This is a genomic window from Notoacmeibacter sp. MSK16QG-6, assembly GCF_024158145.1.
Taxonomy (GTDB): Bacteria; Pseudomonadota; Alphaproteobacteria; order Rhizobiales; family Rhizobiaceae; genus Notoacmeibacter.
The window spans coordinates 495,589-514,317 of the sequence record NZ_JAMYXM010000002.1 but is presented as its reverse complement, the minus strand read 5'-3'; the positions used below and the strand labels follow the sequence as shown (position 1 = coordinate 514,317).

Genomic DNA, 18,729 nt, shown 5'->3' with positions numbered 1-18,729 from the left:
TCGGGTCTTATGATTGCGCAAGGTCTGATCCTCCGCAAAGATGGATAGGTCTTTCACGGATTTCGATGATTACTCTTTTCTCTCGAAAGGTTATCGATCCCGCTGTATCGAATTGAGGAACGCTTATGGCTGACGCCAAGGCCAGGCTTCTTGAACGGCTACTGGATGTTATCACCGATGATATCGTCCCGCTGACGGAAGTCGGCGTCGCTGCCGGAAACAAGATTTTCGGCGCGGCGATACTGCGCAAGAGCGATCTTTCGCTTGTCCTCGCCGAGACGAATAATGAGATGGAGAATCCAATCTGGCACGGGGAAGTCCATTGCCTGAAGCGATTCTACGAGATGCCGGACGCCGAGCGACCGGCGACGTCCGATCTCATCTTTCTCACAACGCATGAGCCATGTTCGCTTTGTCTTTCGGCAATCACCTGGGCAGGTTTCGACAACTTCTTCTATTTCTTCAGCCACGAGGATAGCCGGGACAGCTTCTCCATTCCGCACGATCTGAACATTCTGCAGGAAGTGTTCCGGCTTCAGCCGGGTGGCTACGCTCGGCAAAATGCCTATTGGACAGCGCAGGCAATGCGTTCAGCTATAGGTGAACTACCGGATGACGAGCGCGAATTGCTGCAACGCAAGGCAGCCGAAGTCGTGCAACTTTATGAAGACCTCTCTGAGAGGTATCAGGCCGATAAGAACCACAACGCCATTCCGCTCAATTGACCGGCCATTTTCTGTGGGACGGTTTGCGATTGACACCTGCGCTGCCGTAAATCATTCTTTTCCCATGGGGTATGCGAACGCCCCGTGAGGCTCCGGCCTAAGCTTCGCGTCATATTGGCTTTGTTTCGTTTGAAGCATTCGCCTGAAAATTGACGTTGAGAGGCTTGAGGACCGTTATGGCTGCTCCCTACGAAATTTCTCCGACACAGCTTTTAAGACTGGTCGGTACGCCGGATATGCCGGTGACGCTCGATCTGCGCATCGATGAAGACTTCGCTGCCGACCCGAGAACGGTACCGACTGCGCGACGAATTTCCTTTGATCGGGTCGAGGAGATTATCCCCTCGCTCGTCGGAAAACGCGTGGTCGTTTACTGCCAGAAAGGCAGAAAGATCAGCCAGGGCGCTGCCGCGATCCTGAGGGCTTCCGATATCCCAGCCGAAGTGCTGGAGGGCGGGCAGTTTGCCTGGCGGGATGTCGGCGCGCCTATGATTTCGGCAACGAAGCTTCCCCAGCCCGACCGCTTGGGTCGAATGGTCTGGGTGACACGCCATCGACCCAAAATCGACCGCATCGCCTGCCCGTGGCTCATCCGCCGCTTCATCGCGCCGGATGCGTTATTTCTGTTTGTACCTCCAGCGGACGTTGAACTTGTCGCCGAGCGATTTCAGGGTACGCCTTTCGATATCGAAGGCGTCAGATTTTCGCATCGCGACAAATTCTGTTCCTTTGACACGATGATCTCGGAATTCGGCCTTTCCGACCCTGCCCTCGATCATGTCGCGACTATCGTGAGAGCCGCCGATACGAACCGTCACGAGTTGGCACCGGAAGCGCCGGGCCTGCTCGCCGTCATGCTGGGTCTATCGCGCATGTACCGTGACGATCTCGCTCAGTTGGAAGCAGGCATGGCGGTCTATGATGCGCTATATCGCTGGGCTCGCGACGCAACCGATGAAGGCCATGACTGGCCAGCATCGAGTACCCCTCCAAGAGGAAGGAGTAAAACGGAAGGCAGCGAAGCGTGATGAGCGATAGCGTGCCGCCGGCTGCCACTACCGGCATTCACTCTTCTCCGCCTGACATAGCCGAATTGGCAAAGGTTTGGGGCAGGATCGGCATCCTCTCCTTCGGGGGACCCGCGGCGCAGATCGCTCTCATTCACCGCGAGGTCGTCGACCGGCGCGGCTGGCTGAGCGAAGCGCAATTTCTCAACGCTCTATCGTTCTGCATGTTTTTGCCTGGCCCGGAAGCCATGCAACTGGCGACCTATGGAGGGTGGCGGACCCATGGTGTTGCTGGCGGACTGATAGCCGGTTCTCTTTTCGTGCTGCCCGGCGCGGTTATCGTTTTTGCGCTGGCCGCGTTCTATGCATGGTTTGGCGATGTGCCTCTCGTCGAAGCAGCGTTCATCGGCATAAAGGCGGCGGTGGTCATCATCGTGATCGAAGCGCTTCTGCGGGTCGCGCGGCGGGCGCTTTTGAAGCCGGTCCACTGGTTTATCGCGGCTGCGGCATTCGTGGCGCTGTTCCTATTCGCCATGCCGTACCCGCTGGTGATCGTTGTTGCAGGCCTGGCGGGTTTTCTGCTTCGTCAGGGAGATGGACCCAACGATGATAAGGCCGAACCCGGCAAGCGATTACCCATTTCTTCAACGATAAGGACTGCTGTGACGTGGCTGGCGATCTGGCTCCTTCCGCTGATGGTTCTCGATCTGGCCATGCCCGAGGCGGTGTTGGGCGAGATCGGCCGATTCTTCTCTCTTCTGGCGACCGTAACCTTTGGCGGGGCTTATGCGGTTCTCGCCTATATGGCGCAGGAGGCCGTCGAAACATATCGGTGGCTCACGGCATCGGAAATGATCGACGCGCTCGGGCTGGCTGAGACGACGCCCGGACCACTGATACTCGTGACGGAATTTGTAGGGTTCCTCGCCGCAGCCCGCGCCGACGGAACGGCGAATATCGGGTTAGGGACAGCCGGAACCGTCGTCACGCTTTGGGCGACTTTCGCTCCCTGTTTTCTCTGGATATTCGTTGGAGCGCCGTTCATCGACGAAATTCAGAAAATGCCGCGCTTGCAAGGCGCACTGTCCGGGATCACCGCCGCCGTTGTCGGCGTCATTCTCAATTTGTCGGTCTGGTTCGGTCTCAATGCTGCCTTTGGCACTGTCGAACGCGCAGCTCTTGGGCCGGTCCAACCCTGGGTGCCGGACCTCGATACGCTGGATTGGCGGGTGCCGCTTCTGGCCGCCGTCGCCGCCTGGCTGATCTTGCGTCGGCACTGGGAAATCGTACCTGTGCTGGCCGCAAATGTCGCCCTGGTACTGCTGATCTATGCGGCCGGCTGGAGCGGATAGCCGGTTCTGTCCGGATCAGTTGGTCGAAGCTGTGCGGTACCAATCCGCCAGTGTGGCGCGCTCCTGCCGCGAAATCTGTGTGATGTTGGCAGGCGGCATGGCATGGGTGACGCCAGCTTGCAGATAGATGGCATTTGCATGCGCAGCTATATCGGCATCCGTTTCCAGATAAACGCCTTTCGGCGCCCAGTTGACCCCTTCCCATACCGGCTCGCGGGCGTGGCACATGCTGCAACGGCTGCGGACGATGTCGGCGGCATCGGCATAGCTCGTTGCGGACACCAGCTCCTGCTGCGCGGACGTCAAAGCTCGATCGTCTTCGTCGACGGCGCTGTCGGCGCGGCCCATCCACGACAGCCAGACAATCACCAGAAAAATGATGGCAGTGACAGCCCATGTCCACCATGGTTCGCCCCCACCGCCATGGTGGGTGTTGAAGAAGTGGCGGATAGTCACGCCCATCAGAAACACCAGCGCGGCGATAACCCATGCATATTCCGTCGCGAATGCCAGCGGATAATGGTTCGACAGCATCAGGAAGATGACGGGCAGCGTGAGATAGTTGTTGTGGGTGGATCGCAGCTTGGCGATCTTGCCATATTTCGGGTCCGGCGTGCGCCCTGCCTTTAGATCGCCGACCACGATACGCTGGTTCGGCATGATGATGAAGAAGACATTGGCGCTCATAATGGTTGCGGTAAACGCGCCGAGATGAAGCAGCGAAGCACGGCCCGTGAAAATTTGATTGTAGCCCCAACTCATCACGACCAGCAGGATGAACAGAAGGATCATGAGCAGCGTCGGGCGCGCGCCCAAGCCTGAGCGGCAAAGAAAATCGTACACCAGCCACCCGACCGTGAGTGAGCCTGCGGATATGACGATTGCCTGCCAGACAGCCAGATCGGCCTTGGCCGGATCAATCAGATAAAGCTCCGCGCCGGCCCAGTAGACGATCATCAGAAGGGCCGCGCCCGACAACCACGTCGAATAACTTTCCCATTTGAACCAGGTCAGGTGCTCCGGCATGTGCTGGGGGGCGACCATATATTTGTTGATGTGGTAAAAACCGCCGCCATGGACCTGCCACTCTTCACCGGCTACGCCCGGCGGCAATTCGCGGTCCCGCCTCAGACCGAGATCCAGAGCGATGAAGTAGAAGGAGGAACCGATCCAGGCGATTGCAACAATCACATGTGTCCAGCGTACGGCAAAGGCCAACCAGTCCCAGGCGATGGCAAGATCGATCATCGGCGCGCTTTATTCTTAACCAAACATCACACTAGGCGGCTGGTGAAGCCGCGATTATCCAGTTAATCCTGTTAGCGTCATCAAGGAAAGCCGAAGAATGGCCTATCTGGATAATGTTCGCACCTTTGCCCGAATTTATGAATTGGGCTCGATGAGCGCCGCAGCGCGCGATCTGCATATTTCACCTGCCGTGGCATCGGCGCGAATTTCGCAACTCGAACAGCATTTGAATGTGCGTCTTTTCCAGCGCACGACGCGCAGTCTTTCGCCCACCGAACAGGGCCGCATCTTCTATGAGGGCGCAACACAGATTATCGCGGCGGTCGAGGATGCTGAAGCCGGTGTGTCTGCCATCACCGGAGCGCCGGCGGGAACGCTCTTCGTCGCCACGCCGCTCGGTCTCGGTCGTCGTCTTATCGCACCGGCCATCGCGGATTTTCGCGCTGCGTTTCCGCGTATCTCAGTGCGCTTGCGTCTGTCGGACCGGAAAGTCGATCTGGCGGCGGAAGGTCTCGATATCGCGTTCTTTCTTGGCCGTCCCCGTGACAGCAATTTGCGCATCCGCAACATCGCCGAGTGTCAGCGCGTTCTTGTCGCGAGCCCCGATTATATCGCCGAACGGGGTCATCCCATGCGCGGCGAAGAGATCGCCGAAGGGCGTCACGATTGCCTCAATCTGCGTTTCCCCGGTGCTTCGGAATACCGCTGGAGCCTGCAGGCGGAAGACGGAGAGCATGCCTACGGAGTGCGTGGACCATTGGAATGTGACGATGGCGACGTCCTGACCGATTGGGCGCTCGCAGGCCTCGGTATCGCGATGAAGCCGCTATTCGAGGTCGCCGATCATCTGAACCAAGGGCGGTTGGTAAAAGTCTGCGAGCAGACGCCGCCTGTTCCCGTTCAACTTGCCTGCCTCTACATCCATCGGCGGCATCAGGATCCCAAGAGCCGGCTTTTCATGGACTTCATGATCGACCGGATTCTCGGCCGCCTGCGCGACGTGCCGAGTTAGGGTCATCGCGATGATGAGCAGCCAAGTCGCGATCTGTGCGGATAGGTGGCAGTAGGCTGCGGTGATGGAGGACATTGCCGATGCATGAGGGTGGCTGCGATTGTAGAGGAATACGCTACCGCTTCCGGAGCGATCCTATCGTCGTCCATTGCTGTCACTGCCGTTGGTGCCAGCGTGAAACCGGTAGCGCCTTTGCGCTGAACGCGGTGATCGAAGCGGACCGCGTCGAGATTCTAGCCGGTACGCCAGAGCGGATCGACACGCCGTCAGCGAGCGGTAGGGGTCAGCCGATCTTCCGATGTCCAGAATGCAAGGTGGCCCTGTGGAGCCACTATGGGAGTGCTGCTGAGAAAGCGAAGTTCGTCCGTGTCGGTACGTTCGATAATCCTGATGCGCTTCCTCCAGACGTGCATATCTTCACAGCGAGCAAGCAGCCTTGGGTCTCGCTGCCCAAAGATGCAAGAGTGTTCGACGTCTTCTACTCAGAGGAGGACGCAGTGGCGATTTACGGTCAGGACGGAATAAACCGTTGGCGCTCGCTGCTGCAGGCGGAGACGTAACGGACAGGGCGACGTAGTTTGCAAATGGTTGTGGATTAACTACCCCGATAGGTGCTGTACCCATACGGGCTTAAGAGCAGCGGCACATGATAATGCGCAGTCCGGTCCTCCATCCTGAAGCGGACGGGTATGTCATCCAGGAATGGCAAACCATCCTGATCGCCGGGTTGCCCGCGAAGATATTCGCCAGCAGCGAAAACCAGCTCATACATTCCTGTAGAAAACCGGTCTTCGGGGAGGATCGGGCTGTCGGTTCGACCATCCTCGTTCGTGGTCATTTCCGCCAGTTGTGTTCGATTTTCGCCATCAAGCCGGTAAAGCCGGATCGACATATCGGCGGCGGGGCAACCCCGCGCCGTATCCAGAACATGAGTGGTGAGATAGCCGGCCATGATGTCCCTGTTTTATGAACCAATTTCATTTCAAGAATGCGTCATTGCCAAGGATGGTCCATAGGCATGCGACACTTTCGGGCCAGTTCGTCTTTTCTTATGGTCCAACAATATATTCTGCAGCATTGACGAATGAATGGGGCGATTGATGGATCATTCGAGACAGGACGTGAAGCGATACCCTCGCGACATGATCGGTTATGGGACCAATCCGCCCGACCCCAATTGGCCAAATGGCGCGAAAATCGCCGTGCAGATCGTTCTCAATTACGAAGAGGGCGGCGAGAACAATATTCTGCATGGCGATCCAGCATCAGAAGCCTTTTTGTCCGAGATTGTGGGTGCGGCGCCCTGGCCAGGACAGCGGCACTGGAACATGGAAAGCATCTATGAATATGGTGCGCGGGCCGGTTTCTGGCGGCTCCATCGCATCTTCACCGAGGCTGGCGTTCCGCTGACGATTTACGGCGTCGCCACCGCATTGGCGCGTTCGCCCGAGCAGGTGGATGCAATGAAAGCCGCTGGCTGGGAGATTGCATCCCACGGGCTCAAATGGATCGAATACAAGGACGCACCGGAAGAGGTCGAGCGCGAACATATCGCCGAGGCGGTTAGGTTGCACAGGGAAGTTGTCGGCGAGCGTCCTAAAGGGCTGTATGTCGGGCGCACCTCAATGCAGTCCGTCCGGCTTGGTGTGGAGGAGGGCGGATTCGTTTATCTCGCGGATGCGTATGATGACGATCTGCCGCATTACATACGCCTCGGCGACCGCGATCAGCTGATTGTACCCTATACGCTCGATGCCAACGACATGCGTTTTGCTACCCCTCAGGGTTTCAATTCCGGCGATCAGTTCTTCGCCTATCTGCGCGATACATTCGATATGCTTCTGGGAGAGGGCCGGGCTGGCGCGCCGAAGATGATGAGCGTTGGCCTCCATTGCCGGCTGGCGGGACGGCCGGGCAGGGCAATGGCCGTCAAGCGGTTCCTCGAATACGCAAATGGGCACGGCGGCGACGTCTGGTTCGCGACGCGGTTGCAGATCGCCGAGCATTGGTTGCAAACGCATCCGCCACAATCCCGTCAGTTGCCGAGCGCTATGGATAAATCGACCTTCATGAAACGTTTCGGCGGGATATACGAGCATTCGTCCTGGGTTGCGGAGCGCGCCTACGCGCTGGAACTGGGCGCGGCCCACGACACTGCGAGCGGGCTTGCGAATGCCATGGCGCGCGCATTCCGTAGCGGTTCTCCCGACGAGCGGCTGGCCGTTCTAAAGGCGCATCCCGATTTGGCGGGCAAATTGGCGGCCGCTAAGCGATTGACGGCCGACTCGACGTCCGAACAGGCGTCCGCCGGCCTTGATGCGTTGACCGACGAGGAAAGGGAGCACTTCGAGCGACTGAACAGCGAATATACCGAAAAGCACGGCTTTCCGTTCATCATTGCGGTTCGCGATCATGACAAGGCATCGATCCTCAATGCGTTTGAACGCCGCTTGAACAATGAAACCGAGGCTGAGCGCGAAACGGCTGCGCGGCAGGTTGAACGGATTGGCGAGCTGCGGTTGGAGGCGCTTCTGCAGTGATTTCTTCAAGAATGCTTGAAGCTGAAACGCTAACAGCGGAGGCGTTTGCGCCTTTCGGCGACGTGCTGGAGGCGAATGGCGCGCCGAGCAGGCTCATCAATGACGGCGCCTGCGGTCGATGGCACGATCTGGCGGCAATGGAATTTTCGGATGGGCAAGCCGGGATCAGCCTGTTCAGAGCGCAAATTCGTTCGCTTCCGTATCTGTTCGATCTCGTCGAACGTCACCCCGAGGGCAGTCAAGCCTTCATCCCAATGGAACACGTACCGTTTCTTGTGATTGTCGGGCCGGACAAAAATGGCCGGCCCGATACGCCGCGCGCTTTCGTTACCCGTCCCGGCCAGGCGATCAATCTGCATCGGGGCACATGGCACGGCGTATTGACGCCGATTGCCGGTAGCGGCCTCTTCGCCGTCATCGACCGCATCGGACCAGGCGCCAATCTGGAAGAATACCGCTACGATTCGCCCTTCACCGTCACGCTCGCTGATGGCCGCGCAGACGGACGCTAGCGGCCAAGCCCGAGCGGCATGTGCCGGTTGACGTTCTTATAAAGCAGATAGCGGAAGGGTTCCGGGCCTCCCGCATAGCAGGCCTGGGGACAAAAAGAACGCAGCCACAAGAAGTCTCCGGCCTCGACCTCCACCCAATCGCCATTGAGCCGATAAACCCCCTTGCCATGCAACATGTAGAGCCCATGCTCCATGACATGCGTTTCGGCGAAGGGGATCGAAGCTCCGGGTTCGAAATTAACGATGTTGACATGCATGTCGTGCGCAAGATCGTCAGGGTCGACAAAGCGTGTGGTCGACCAGGCGCCGTCATAGCCAGGCATGGTCGATGGAGAGACTTCGCCGTCTTTTGTTACGAAGGAGCCTGGAGGCGATATACCATCGATCGGTTCGTAACGCTTTCTGATCCAGACCGCCTTGAACGAAACAGCGCTGTCATTCGAGACTTGCAGAGACCAATTCGCGTTCGGTCCCAGGAAGGCGTAGCTGCCCTCCATCAGTGTTTGCTTTTCTCCTTCAAGATCGAGAGTGGCCAATCCGGAGAGGACGAACAAAACCGCTTCTGCCTCTCTATCGGGTTCAGGGTTTTGGGAGCCGCCGCCCGGCTCGATTTCAATGATGGATTCGCTGAACGTCTCGGCAAATCCACTCAAAGGACGCGCCAGAATCCATGCCCGCGTCTTGTCCCATCCCGGTAGTCGACTCGTAACAATATCGGTGAGAACGCCTCGCGGAATAACCGCATAAGCATCGGTAAAGACGGCCCGGCCCGTGAGCAGTTGATTGCGATCCGGCAGGCCACCAACCGGGCTGTAATAGTCTGACATTATTCGACTTCCGTGATGTTTAGTTCGTTTAGTGGAACATAATGCGTGAGCAAAGGACACCCGATTTTGCCGAAGAGATTTTTCGGATTGCCGATAATCGCGATGAAACAAACGGACGGCGGACGGCGGACGACGAATATCGAGGCTTCCGTTCTGTGAGCTTGCCGCTATGTTTGCGCCGCATCCATTCTCGGCCTGACGGATCGTCGAACTGCATGTCCACCGCTCTTATAGAAGCTGTTCCGGTTCCTATCGTTATCGTCAATCGGGATCGCCGGATCGCAAGTCTGAATAGTCTGGCCAGAGGTCTTTTCGGAGCCGACATGGCTGGCCGTCACTATATGACGATCATTCGCGAGCCGTTTTGCATTCAACAGATCGAGGCTGCTGTCGATGGCCGGCAAACCAATCCGGTCGAACTGCGCAGGATGATCGAAGACAAGGAGCGGATTTATTCGCTGACCGCTTCGTCGTGGAGCGAAGGCGGCGCGATCGTGACGCTCATCGATCAGACCGAGGCGCACGATGCAGAGCGAATGCGATCCGATTTCGTTGCCAATGTCAGTCACGAGTTGAAGACGCCGTTGACCGCGCTGAGCGGCATGATCGAGACCCTGTCAGGCGCGGCGCAGAATGATCCGGAAGCGCGGGTGCGGTTTCTGGAGATGATGGCGGAGGAGACAGAACGGATGCGGCGATTGGTCGCCGACCTTCTTTCCCTCAATCGGATCGAGGATGCCGATGTGGTGACGCGGCGCGACCGGATCGATCTTTGCGAGGTGATCGACGCAGCCCGGCGAAGTCTTTCGGATAGCGCTCAGTCGCGCGGCGTCTCGATTATCCTGAAGGGATGCGATGCGCCCGCTTTTCTACACGGAGATGCAGATCAGCTTCGCCAGGTCTTCAACAATCTGGTTGAGAACGCGATCAAGTATGGCGAAAAGGGCGGAATCGTCACAATCGCCATTTCGCAAGAAAAATACGATCCACTTCTACGCGGCCCGGCAATCCGTGCAGCGGTCTCCGACAACGGGCGCGGGATAGGGCAGGAACATCTGGCGCGCCTGACGGAGCGCTTCTACCGGGTGGACAGGCATCGATCCCGGCAGATCGGCGGTACTGGCCTCGGGCTTGCGATTGTCAAACATATTGTACGCCGTCATCGCGGATGGCTTCGCATCGCCTCAAAGGTTGGAAAAGGCAGCACATTCACCGTGTTGCTGCCTGCCGGCTGATCTTGCTCGTTCAACTTTTCTTAACATCTGGCTGTGTGTCACGCGGCTGTTACAAACCCTCTCTAGGGACTCCGCCTGCAAGGGGAGCGCATCCGAAATGGCGTGATCCCTCACCAAAAATCCTTAGTGGAGCGACTCCAATGTCTATCGCTAAACTCACCGTGCTGGCCGCGGCTGCGACTGCCCTTTCAGCAACGACTGCCATGGCTCGCGATCAGGTCCAGATCGCCGGTTCGTCGACCGTTCTGCCCTACGCATCCATCGTCGCCGAAGCCTTCGGGGAAAATTTCGAATTCCCGACCCCGGTTGTCGAATCCGGCGGCTCTTCGGCCGGCCTGAAGCGTTTCTGTGAAGGCGTGGGCGAAAACACCATCGACATCGCCAACGCCTCCCGCCAGATCCGCGAAAAAGAAGTTAAGGCCTGTGCCGACGCAGGCGTCACCGAGATCATCGAAGTTCAGTTCGGCTATGACGGCATTGTCTTCGCTAGCCAGCAGGACGGACCGGCCTTCTCCGCGTTCGAGCCAGCAGACATCTACAACGCTCTTGCCGCCAAGGTCGTGAAGGACGGCGAAGTCGTCGACAACGCCTACAATAACTGGAACGAGTTCAATTCCGAGCTTCCGGACGCCGAAATCGCTGCGTTTATTCCTGGCACCAAACACGGCACACGCGAAGTCTTCGAAGAGAAGGTTCTTCTGCAAGGTTGCGAAGACACTGGCGCCATGAAGGCGTTCACGGATGGCGGCATGGATGAAGACGCCGCAGAAGATCAGTGCATGGCCGTTCGCACCGATGGCAAGTCTGTCGACATCGATGGCGACTACACCGAAACGCTCGCCCGCATTCAGTCCAACCCGAATGGCATTGGGGTTTTTGGCCTCTCCTTCTACGAGAACAATGCCGACAAGCTGAAAGTCGCCACCATGGGTGGTGTCGAGCCGAAGACCGAGACGATCGCTTCGGGCGAATATCCGGTCAGCCGCCCGCTCTTCTTCTACATCAAGAAGGCGCATATCGGTACGATCCCGGGTCTGAAGGAGTACGCTTCCTTCTTCGTTTCCGACGAAATCGCCGGTGACGGCGGCCCGCTTGCCGATTACGGTCTTGTTCCGACGCCCGATCTGGCCGATGTGCAGGCCACTGTCGAAGGCGAAACGGCCATTGAGCCGGCGAGCAACTGATCCGGTTGCATCGCGCCATTAATCGGCGTTCATGACGAGCGCCTGCGCGGACCGGGGATGATCCCGGTCCGCATGCTTTGAACGGGGACGCAATGAGCTTCGGGACGCTTATTCTGGCAGTGATCGTCATTGCCGCGGGGGCGTTTTTCCTTTCGCGTAGAAAGGTTCTCGGCCTCGCCGACGGCGACCGGCGACGTCTGCATTCTCTGCCGCATTATCACGGCATGCATGCTCTGCTTCTGGCGGCTGTCCCTGCGCTGTTACTGCTTTTTGCATGGAGTGTGTTGCAGCCGGTCGTGGTGGATCGAACGGCTGTATCCCATCTGTCCGGCGAGAATTACGATACGTCCGGCGAACGCTCGCTCGCGATGAGCGAAGTGCGCCGCGTTGCAGATGCCATTGACGGCTTGATCAAGGGCGGCAAACTCAATTCGGACGATCTTGACGGTCTCAGCATCGACGATCTGGGTCGCCGCCTCGAAGAGACCGGCATTCCGGTCCTGGCCGATGTTCCTCCGCAAATTCTCGATTCCGCGCGCACCTATCGCTCAGCTTCGGCCGCGGGAGACCTTATTAAGATCGGCCTCGTTCTGTTGCTCGCCCTCGCTGGCGCTGCATATGGTTATTCCGTGGCGCATCCTGATCTTCGCGCGCGCAACCGCACCGAGATGGGCGTACGCGCTCTTCTTGTGGCGGCGGCCTGCGTGGCCATTCTGACGACGTTCGGCATCGTATTGTCGCTGTTGTTCAACACGATCGAATTCTTCCGCATCTACCCTGCGCACGAATTCTTTCTGAACCTGACATGGAGCCCGAGCTTCGGTGGCGGTTCGGACCTCGGCATCATACCTCTTCTGTGGGGCACGCTATACATTTCGTTCATTGCGCTGCTGGTCGCGGTGCCGCTCGGACTGTTTTCGGCGATTTATCTGGCGGAATATGCCCACCCGAAATTTCGGTCGGTCGCCAAGCCCCTGCTGGAAGTGCTGACCGGAATCCCGACCATCGTTTACGGACTCTTTGCTCTTCTGATCGTCGGTCCGGCGCTCTCGTCGGTGTACGGACGCGGTGGCCTGGGCTGGATGCCGAGCGATACGGCCGTCATTACCGCAGGCCTGGTTATGGGCATCATGCTTATCCCGTTCGTCTCATCGCTTTCGGATGATGTGATCAATGCCGTGCCGCAATCGATGCGCGATGGATCCTACGGCCTTGGCGCGACAAAAAGCGAGACGGTGCGGAAGGTTATCGTTCCGGCCGCCCTGCCTGGCATTGTCGGGGCGATCCTACTCGCCGCATCCCGCGCAATCGGTGAAACGATGATCGTGGTGCTCGGGGCAGGCGCCGCAGCGCGCATGTCGCTCAATCCGTTCGAGGCCATGACCACGGTGACAGCGAAGATTGTCAGCCAGCTTACGGGCGATGCCGATTTCGCCAGCCCCGAAGCGCTTGTCGCCTTCGCGCTCGGGATGACCCTCTTCGTCGTCACATTGGGACTGAATATCGTGGCGCTCGCTATCGTTCGCCGCTACAGGGAGCAGTATGAATGAGCGACACGACCGTGCCAGTCGCCTCGCAAGTCGGCCACCGCTCGCTGCTGGAGCCCGACGCGCTTCTTAAAAAGCGTCGCCGCAAAGAGTCCTGGTTCAAGATGCTCGGCCTTGGGGCGGTGATGACGGGGTTGTTCTTCCTCGTCGTTCTAATCGCATCCATCGTTTACAACGGCATCCCGGCCTTTACTCAAACCTATGTGACCGTACCCGTAACTCTGCCAGCGGATAAGCTGGACAAAACCGGCAATCGCAATGCGTCAGAGATGCGCAAGGTTTCCACCTTCGGCTACAGGCCGCTCATCGAGCAGGCTCTGATCGATACGCTGGCCGATCAGGGCATTTCCTCGCCCTTTGAGGATGGAGGCGATCTGGCGGACCTGTTGTCGGACGGCGCTGCTGCCGATGTGCGAGAACGAGTTCTAAGGAACACCGACCTTGTCGGAAAAACCGTCGAGTTCGATCTGCTCGCTTCCAGCCGGATCGACGGCTATTACAAGGGCCGCGTGGATCGCGTCTCGGTTGAACGCGGCATGGTTCTGACGCCGGCTCATCTCGACGTTGCCGACGCGCTTCATGAGCGCGGTTTGATCGAACGGCGATTCAATCTGGAGTTTATCACAGGAGCGGACGCATCGGATAACCGTCCGGAACAAGCCGGTGTCGGCGTTTCCCTTCTCGGCTCGCTATTCATGATCCTTGTCGTGGTGGCGTTGGCCGTGCCAATCGGTGTGGCTGCCGCGGTCTATCTGGAAGAGTTTGCGCCGCAGAACCGTTTCACCGACCTGATTGAAGTGAACATCTCCAATCTGGCCGCGGTTCCATCCATCGTCTTCGGTATTCTGGGTTTGGCCGCTTTCATCCAGTTCGCCAATCTTCCCCAGTCAGCGCCGCTGGTGGGCGGTCTCGTCCTGACGCTGATGAGCCTGCCGCAGATTATCATTCCGGCGCGCGCGGCGCTGAAGGCTGTGCCGCCGTCGATTCGCCAAGCCGCGCTCGGCATTGGCGCATCGCGCAATCAGATGGTTTTCCAGCACGTCCTTCCACTTGCGATGCCCGGTATTCTGACCGGTGTCATCATCAGCCTGGCGCAGGCTCTTGGCGAGACGGCGCCGCTTCTTCTGATCGGTATGGTTGGCTACATCGCCTCCAATTATCCAGAAGGCTTTCTGGACGGTTTCGTCTCGCCGAATTCGGCGCTCCCTGCCCAAATCTACGAATGGAGCAAGCGCGCCGACCCGGCCTTCTACGAACGGGCATGGGGCGGTATCATCGTGCTGCTCGTCTTCATGCTCGCCGTCAATATTCTGGCGGTGGTACTGCGGCGTCGCTTTGAGCGTCGCTGGTAAATCAAAGAACGGAAACGTCATGGACGCTATGGCTCACACGGATCAGATATCGATGCCAGGATCGGCCCCCCTGACCGAAGCGAACGAGGTCAAGATCGCGGCGCGCGGTGTCGACGTCTTCTACGGAAAGAACCACGCCATCAAGAATGTCGATGTCGACATCGAGGATAAGACGGTCACCGCCTTCATCGGTCCTTCCGGCTGCGGCAAATCGACCTTTTTGCGTTGCCTGAACCGCATGAACGACACCATCGATATCGCGCGGGTCGAAGGCGATATCCTTCTGGACGGCGAGGACATCTACGACAAACGGGTCGATCCTGTTCAGCTTCGCGCACGCGTCGGCATGGTTTTTCAAAAACCCAATCCGTTTCCAAAGTCGATCTACGACAATGTCGCCTACGGTCCGCGCATTCACGGTCTCACACGGAACAAGGCGGAACTGGACGATATCGTCGAGGCCTCCCTTCGCCGCGCCGCGCTGTGGGATGAGGCGAAGGATCGGCTCAAGGAATCGGGCACGGGCATGTCCGGCGGCCAACAGCAGCGCCTTTGCATTGCGCGCGCGGTTGCGACGCAGCCGGAGGTTCTTCTCATGGACGAGCCCTGTTCGGCGCTCGACCCCATCGCCACGGCTCAGATCGAGGAATTGATCGACGAGCTGCGGCAGAATTTCTGCGTGGTGATCGTTACGCACTCGATGCAGCAGGCGGCACGCGTCAGCCAGAAGACCGCATTTTTCCATTTGGGAGAGATGGTGGAGTATGGCGATACGGAGAAGATCTTCAATTCGCCCGAAGACAAACGGACCGAGAGCTACATTACCGGCCGTATCGGCTAAGCGAGGACGCTGTGAACGACAAACCCCATATCGCATCCGCCTTCGACCGCGATCTCGAAGCTATCCAGGCTAAGCTCATGCGGATGGGCGGCTGCGTGGAAAACGCCATCCGCAATTCCGCCAACGCACTTCGATCGCGCGATCTGGAGCTGGCCGATCAGGTGCGGGAAGACGATCGTAAGATCGATGAGCTGGAAGCGGAGATCAATGAGGATTGCGCGCGGCTCGTGGCGCTCCGGCAGCCGGTCTCATCCGATTTGCGGCTCGCGCTGTCGGTCATGAAGATTGCGGGCAATCTGGAGCGCGTTGGCGATTACGCCAAGAACATGGCCAAGCGCACCAATCTTCTGGCGCAGATGATGCCGGTTAATGGAGCGACAGGTTCGCTGCAGCGCATGGCCAACGAGGTGCTGGCGATGCTGTCGGACGCGCTCGATGCCTATATCCGCCACGACCAGCCGCTAGCGGAAAAAGTGCGCCATCGCGATCTCGAAGTCGACCAGATGTATAACGCGATCTTCCGCGAATTCCTGACCTTCATGATGGAAGACCCGCGCAACATCTCGGCCTGTATGCATCTTCACTTCATCGCCAAGAATATCGAGCGGATGGGCGACCATGTGACGTCCATCGCCGAACAGGCGATTTATCTGGTCTCCGGAGAAATGCCGTCGGAGGATCGACCCAAAGCCAACGCTACCATGGACATGGCGGATGACGCCGTGATCGGTGACTGATGAGTAGCCGTGCATCGATCTTGGTGGTCGAGGACGAGCCGGCGCAACGCGAGGTGCTGCGCTACAATCTGATTGCCGAGGGATTCGATGTCGTGCTGGCCGAAACCGGCGACCAGGCGCTTGAGCATCTGGCGGAAAGCCAGCCCGATCTCGTCGTGCTTGATTGGATGCTTCCCGGTCCGTCCGGTATCGAGATCTGCCGGCAGATCAAATCGGGCCGCGACAGCCGCAACACACCGGTCATCATGCTGTCTGCGCGGACCGAAGAGGGCGACCGGATTCGCGGACTGGATATCGGTGCAGACGATTACATCACCAAACCATTTTCCGTGGCTGAACTGATCGCGCGCATTCGCAAGGAACTGCGCCGAACCCATCCGGTGGCTGTGGGTGAGCGGATCGAACATGACGATCTGGTGCTCGACGCAGGTCGTCATTTGGTCGAGCGGAGCGGGCAACGCATATCGCTCAGTACGACCGAGTTTCGGCTTCTTTCGGTACTGATCGAGCGGCCGGGCCGTGTCTTCAGCCGTGAGCAGCTGCTGAACCGCGTCTGGGGTCACGATCTGGATGTCGAAACACGCACCGTCGACGTCCATGTCGGGCGGTTGCGCAAGGCACTTCGCCAGCACGGCGGGGACGATCCAATCCGCACGGTTCGTGGTGAAGGCTATGCCTTGGGCTGAGACACCGGCAGTCTCTCAAAAAATGCCCATGGAAAGCCCGGCGGCAAGGCTTTGACCGAGTTGGGCGCAGCGGTCCAGATCAGACTGTAGGATCGATTTGTCGGCCAAAATTTTATCTTTGGAATCAGCGTTCACGCAGACGATCAGCGGCTCGGCAATTGCTTTCAGCCGCCAACCTTTTGCGATGCGGGCGGTTTGGCGCGCGGCGTTCTCTCCGTCCGTACCGGCGCAGACCATCTGCGCATAGGGTCGTCCCTCGATCTTGCCAAGAACGGGGTAATAGCTGCGATCGTAGAAATCCTTCATGAGGCCGGCAATCGCCGCCAGATTTTCGGGCGTCGCGAAAAGGTAGCCATCCGCTTTGAGGACATCGTCCGGGCCGGCCTGTGACGCCTTCTTGACGACCAGCTCGATCTCTTCCTTACCCGCTGCTTCGGCGGCCGCTTCCACCATCTGGCGGGTGCCGCCTGTCTTGGAGTGGTAGACGATGAGAAGCGAAGGCATGGCGTCCTGCAGGATCAATCCGTCTGGGACAACAGGGTAACAACCCGTCGCGCCGCTAACTCATAGCCCTGAACGCCGCAGCCGACGATGATGCCGTCTGCACGCAAGCCGATATAGGAGTGGTGACGGAAGGATTCGCGTTTGTGGACGTTGGAGATGTGAACTTCGAAAACGAAACCCTCATAGGCGTTGAAGGCGTCCAGAAGCGCGATCGACGTGTGCGTGAAGGCTCCTGGATTGATGATGATCGCTGCATGGTCGTCACGGGCATCGTGTACCCAATCGATCAGTTCGTATTCACGATTTGACTGCTCAGCGCGAAGACTGTGCCTGGCATTTTCTAGAACTGTGCGAACGGAGGCCTCGACATCGGTCAGCGTTTCGTGACCGTAAATATCCGGCTCGCGCGATCCGAGAAGGTTGAGATTCGGGCCGTTCAGCAGAAGAATGTTCGCCACGATTGTCTCCGGTCAGCGTAGGTTGGTCGGTAGATTTTAGCTATCGGGGAAGATGGCGATATCGGCAAGCCCCGGTCTTTATTTGGTCACGGGTCCATTCGAACGTTTTGCCTCTGCCGGCCTAGCCCTTCGACCTCAAGCTCCATGACATCGCCGGATTTGAGATAAACCGGCTCGGGTTTCATACCCATTCCAACGCCCGGCGGAGTGCCGGTTGCGATAATATCGCCGGGATGAAGGGTAAACAGTTCAGACAGGTGTGCGATGATCTGCGCGACCGTGAACACCATCGTCCGTGTGGAGCCATTCTGCATCGTTTGGCCATTGACCGAGCAACGCAGCGAAAGATTTTGAGGATCGGCGACCTCGTCGGCCGTCACCAGCCAAGGGCCGACAGGTCCGAAAGTGTCGCAGCTTTTGCCCTTGGTCCACTGGCCGGAAAGTTTGCCCTGGAAGCGACGCTCGGAAACGTCGTTCACCGTGCAGTAGCCAGCGACATGTGACAGGGCATCCGCTTCTGAAACGTATTTTGCCGTGCTGCCGATCACGACGCCGAGTTCGACTTCCCAGTCGGATCGTTTGGAGCCGCGGGGAAGGACGACGTCGTCGTTCGGGCCGTTGATGGCGCTTGTCGCCTTCATGAAAAGTATTGGGTGTTCCGGCAGATCCAGGCCGGTTTCGGCGGCATGATCCGCATAATTCAAACCAATGCACATGAATTTGCCTATGTCGCGGACCGGAGGGCCGAGGCGCGGCTCGCCTGGAACAGTCGGAAGGCTATCGGCGTCGAGAGCCGTCAATCGCTCAATGCTATCTGGCGAAAGCGTCGCGCCGGTGATGTCTTTCACTTCGCCCGAAAGATCCCGCAGGACGCCGCTGGCATCGATTAGCCCCGGCTTTTCAGCGCCCCGTTCGCCGTATCGTACAAGCTTCATCGCATTTCGCCTCCAGAATATTCTACC

The 18,729-nt window shown here is 58.4% G+C and carries 20 protein-coding genes; 14 read left to right on the top strand and 6 right to left on the bottom strand.

What is annotated here, in order from left to right:
* Nucleotides 1–125: 125 nt before the first annotated feature.
* The 3 genes from NIM86_RS10160 to chrA all read left to right on the top strand — a co-directional run bounded on the left by NIM86_RS10160 (nucleotide 126) and on the right by chrA (nucleotide 3,084).
* Nucleotides 126–725, top strand: a complete 600-nt coding sequence (locus NIM86_RS10160; RefSeq protein WP_253381671.1) for a nucleoside deaminase — start codon at nucleotides 126–128, stop codon at nucleotides 723–725.
* A gap of 176 nt (nucleotides 726–901) precedes the next feature.
* Nucleotides 902–1,753 (top strand): sulfurtransferase/chromate resistance protein, encoded by an 852-nt coding sequence (locus tag NIM86_RS10155; RefSeq protein WP_253381669.1) that lies wholly within the window; start codon nucleotides 902–904, stop codon nucleotides 1,751–1,753.
* Complete coding sequence (chrA, locus tag NIM86_RS10150; protein ID WP_253381667.1) at nucleotides 1,753–3,084, top strand: chromate efflux transporter; 1,332 nt, start codon at nucleotides 1,753–1,755, stop codon at nucleotides 3,082–3,084. The genes NIM86_RS10155 and chrA overlap by 1 nt, the downstream gene beginning before the upstream one ends.
* Nucleotides 3,085–3,099: 15 nt before the next feature.
* Here chrA and NIM86_RS10145 read toward each other — a convergent pair whose 3' ends face one another.
* Nucleotides 3,100–4,332 (bottom strand): urate hydroxylase PuuD, encoded by a 1,233-nt coding sequence (locus tag NIM86_RS10145; protein ID WP_253381665.1) that lies wholly within the window; start codon nucleotides 4,330–4,332, stop codon nucleotides 3,100–3,102.
* 97 nt (nucleotides 4,333–4,429) lie between these two features.
* Between NIM86_RS10145 and NIM86_RS10140 the strand changes: the two genes are divergently transcribed.
* Together NIM86_RS10140 and NIM86_RS10135 are read left to right on the top strand one after the other, a co-directional pair.
* Nucleotides 4,430–5,344, top strand: a complete 915-nt coding sequence (locus tag NIM86_RS10140; RefSeq protein ID WP_253381663.1) for a LysR family transcriptional regulator — start codon at nucleotides 4,430–4,432, stop codon at nucleotides 5,342–5,344.
* Between the two features lie 80 nt (nucleotides 5,345–5,424).
* Nucleotides 5,425–5,904: a GFA family protein gene (locus tag NIM86_RS10135; protein ID WP_253381660.1), complete on the top strand. Its 480-nt coding sequence runs from the start codon at nucleotides 5,425–5,427 to the stop codon at nucleotides 5,902–5,904.
* 35 nt (nucleotides 5,905–5,939) lie between these two features.
* On the opposite strand, the gene uraH is transcribed toward NIM86_RS10135, so the two are convergent.
* Nucleotides 5,940–6,296 carry a hydroxyisourate hydrolase gene (gene uraH / locus NIM86_RS10130; RefSeq protein ID WP_253381658.1) on the bottom strand — a complete coding sequence of 119 codons (357 nt, stop codon included), beginning with the start codon at nucleotides 6,294–6,296 and terminating at the stop codon, nucleotides 5,940–5,942.
* Between the two features lie 148 nt (nucleotides 6,297–6,444).
* Here uraH and puuE point away from each other — a divergent pair, with 148 nt between their 5' ends.
* A complete protein-coding gene (gene puuE, locus NIM86_RS10125) occupies nucleotides 6,445–7,884 on the top strand; it encodes an allantoinase PuuE (RefSeq protein ID WP_253381656.1) in 1,440 nt (479 codons plus the stop codon).
* A gap of 11 nt (nucleotides 7,885–7,895) precedes the next feature.
* Nucleotides 7,896–8,396: an ureidoglycolate lyase gene (locus tag NIM86_RS10120; RefSeq protein ID WP_253381654.1), complete on the top strand. Its 501-nt coding sequence runs from the start codon at nucleotides 7,896–7,898 to the stop codon at nucleotides 8,394–8,396.
* On the opposite strand, the gene NIM86_RS10115 is transcribed toward NIM86_RS10120, so the two are convergent.
* Nucleotides 8,393–9,223 carry a bifunctional allantoicase/(S)-ureidoglycine aminohydrolase gene (locus NIM86_RS10115; RefSeq protein ID WP_253381652.1) on the bottom strand — a complete coding sequence of 277 codons (831 nt, stop codon included), beginning with the start codon at nucleotides 9,221–9,223 and terminating at the stop codon, nucleotides 8,393–8,395. The genes NIM86_RS10120 and NIM86_RS10115 overlap by 4 nt on opposite strands.
* 215 nt (nucleotides 9,224–9,438) lie before the next feature.
* Between NIM86_RS10115 and NIM86_RS10110 the strand changes: the two genes are divergently transcribed.
* The 7 genes from NIM86_RS10110 (at nucleotide 9,439) to phoB (ending at nucleotide 16,805) form a co-directional block, all read left to right on the top strand.
* Complete coding sequence (locus NIM86_RS10110) at nucleotides 9,439–10,458, top strand: ATP-binding protein (protein ID WP_253381650.1); 1,020 nt, start codon at nucleotides 9,439–9,441, stop codon at nucleotides 10,456–10,458.
* Nucleotides 10,459–10,598: 140 nt separating this feature from the next.
* Nucleotides 10,599–11,642: a substrate-binding domain-containing protein gene (locus tag NIM86_RS10105; RefSeq protein ID WP_253381648.1), complete on the top strand. Its 1,044-nt coding sequence runs from the start codon at nucleotides 10,599–10,601 to the stop codon at nucleotides 11,640–11,642.
* Nucleotides 11,643–11,734: 92 nt separating this feature from the next.
* Complete coding sequence (gene pstC, locus NIM86_RS10100) at nucleotides 11,735–13,192, top strand: phosphate ABC transporter permease subunit PstC (RefSeq protein ID WP_253381646.1); 1,458 nt, start codon at nucleotides 11,735–11,737, stop codon at nucleotides 13,190–13,192.
* A complete protein-coding gene (gene pstA / locus NIM86_RS10095; RefSeq protein WP_253381644.1) occupies nucleotides 13,189–14,541 on the top strand; it encodes a phosphate ABC transporter permease PstA in 1,353 nt (450 codons plus the stop codon). The genes pstC and pstA overlap by 4 nt, the downstream gene beginning before the upstream one ends.
* Nucleotides 14,542–14,593: 52 nt before the next feature.
* Nucleotides 14,594–15,382 (top strand): phosphate ABC transporter ATP-binding protein PstB, encoded by a 789-nt coding sequence (pstB, locus tag NIM86_RS10090; protein WP_253382018.1) that lies wholly within the window; start codon nucleotides 14,594–14,596, stop codon nucleotides 15,380–15,382.
* Between the two features lie 11 nt (nucleotides 15,383–15,393).
* A complete protein-coding gene (gene phoU / locus NIM86_RS10085; protein WP_253381642.1) occupies nucleotides 15,394–16,119 on the top strand; it encodes a phosphate signaling complex protein PhoU in 726 nt (241 codons plus the stop codon).
* The gene (gene phoB / locus NIM86_RS10080) at nucleotides 16,119–16,805 is read left to right on the top strand and encodes a phosphate regulon transcriptional regulator PhoB (protein ID WP_253381641.1); all 687 of its coding nucleotides are present in this window, start codon (nucleotides 16,119–16,121) and stop codon (nucleotides 16,803–16,805) included. The genes phoU and phoB overlap by 1 nt, the downstream gene beginning before the upstream one ends.
* A 15-nt stretch (nucleotides 16,806–16,820) precedes the next feature.
* Here the strand turns inward: phoB and NIM86_RS10075 are convergent, their stop codons facing one another.
* From NIM86_RS10075 to NIM86_RS10065, 3 genes are all read right to left on the bottom strand, one after another.
* Nucleotides 16,821–17,309, bottom strand: coding sequence for a flavodoxin family protein (locus tag NIM86_RS10075; RefSeq protein ID WP_253381639.1), 489 nt, complete (start codon nucleotides 17,307–17,309; stop codon nucleotides 16,821–16,823).
* A 14-nt stretch (nucleotides 17,310–17,323) separates the two neighbouring features.
* A complete protein-coding gene (gene aroQ, locus NIM86_RS10070; RefSeq protein ID WP_253381637.1) occupies nucleotides 17,324–17,767 on the bottom strand; it encodes a type II 3-dehydroquinate dehydratase in 444 nt (147 codons plus the stop codon).
* An 86-nt stretch (nucleotides 17,768–17,853) separates the two neighbouring features.
* The gene (locus tag NIM86_RS10065) at nucleotides 17,854–18,702 is read right to left on the bottom strand and encodes a fumarylacetoacetate hydrolase family protein (RefSeq protein ID WP_253381635.1); all 849 of its coding nucleotides are present in this window, start codon (nucleotides 18,700–18,702) and stop codon (nucleotides 17,854–17,856) included.
* Nucleotides 18,703–18,729: the final 27 nt, after the last annotated feature.

What these genes read in the sequence shown, in the direction of transcription:
- NIM86_RS10065 (WP_253381635.1), bottom strand. Translation starts at nt 18,702, where the DNA reads ATGAAGCTTGTACGATACGGCGAACGGGGCGCTGAAAAGCCGGGGCTA.
- NIM86_RS10145 (WP_253381665.1), bottom strand. Translation starts at nt 4,332, where the DNA reads ATGATCGATCTTGCCATCGCCTGGGACTGGTTGGCCTTTGCCGTACGC.
- NIM86_RS10120 (WP_253381654.1), top strand. Translation starts at nt 7,896, where the DNA reads ATGCTTGAAGCTGAAACGCTAACAGCGGAGGCGTTTGCGCCTTTCGGC.
- NIM86_RS10160 (WP_253381671.1), top strand. Translation starts at nt 126, where the DNA reads ATGGCTGACGCCAAGGCCAGGCTTCTTGAACGGCTACTGGATGTTATC.
- chrA (WP_253381667.1), top strand. Translation starts at nt 1,753, where the DNA reads ATGAGCGATAGCGTGCCGCCGGCTGCCACTACCGGCATTCACTCTTCT.
- NIM86_RS10115 (WP_253381652.1), bottom strand. Translation starts at nt 9,223, where the DNA reads ATGTCAGACTATTACAGCCCGGTTGGTGGCCTGCCGGATCGCAATCAA.
- NIM86_RS10110 (WP_253381650.1), top strand. Translation starts at nt 9,439, where the DNA reads ATGTCCACCGCTCTTATAGAAGCTGTTCCGGTTCCTATCGTTATCGTC.
- pstB (WP_253382018.1), top strand. Translation starts at nt 14,594, where the DNA reads ATGCCAGGATCGGCCCCCCTGACCGAAGCGAACGAGGTCAAGATCGCG.
- NIM86_RS10140 (WP_253381663.1), top strand. Translation starts at nt 4,430, where the DNA reads ATGGCCTATCTGGATAATGTTCGCACCTTTGCCCGAATTTATGAATTG.
- NIM86_RS10075 (WP_253381639.1), bottom strand. Translation starts at nt 17,309, where the DNA reads ATGCCTTCGCTTCTCATCGTCTACCACTCCAAGACAGGCGGCACCCGC.
- NIM86_RS10105 (WP_253381648.1), top strand. Translation starts at nt 10,599, where the DNA reads ATGTCTATCGCTAAACTCACCGTGCTGGCCGCGGCTGCGACTGCCCTT.
- uraH (WP_253381658.1), bottom strand. Translation starts at nt 6,296, where the DNA reads ATGGCCGGCTATCTCACCACTCATGTTCTGGATACGGCGCGGGGTTGC.
- pstA (WP_253381644.1), top strand. Translation starts at nt 13,189, where the DNA reads ATGAGCGACACGACCGTGCCAGTCGCCTCGCAAGTCGGCCACCGCTCG.
- NIM86_RS10155 (WP_253381669.1), top strand. Translation starts at nt 902, where the DNA reads ATGGCTGCTCCCTACGAAATTTCTCCGACACAGCTTTTAAGACTGGTC.
- pstC (WP_253381646.1), top strand. Translation starts at nt 11,735, where the DNA reads ATGAGCTTCGGGACGCTTATTCTGGCAGTGATCGTCATTGCCGCGGGG.
- phoB (WP_253381641.1), top strand. Translation starts at nt 16,119, where the DNA reads ATGAGTAGCCGTGCATCGATCTTGGTGGTCGAGGACGAGCCGGCGCAA.
- NIM86_RS10135 (WP_253381660.1), top strand. Translation starts at nt 5,425, where the DNA reads ATGCATGAGGGTGGCTGCGATTGTAGAGGAATACGCTACCGCTTCCGG.
- puuE (WP_253381656.1), top strand. Translation starts at nt 6,445, where the DNA reads ATGGATCATTCGAGACAGGACGTGAAGCGATACCCTCGCGACATGATC.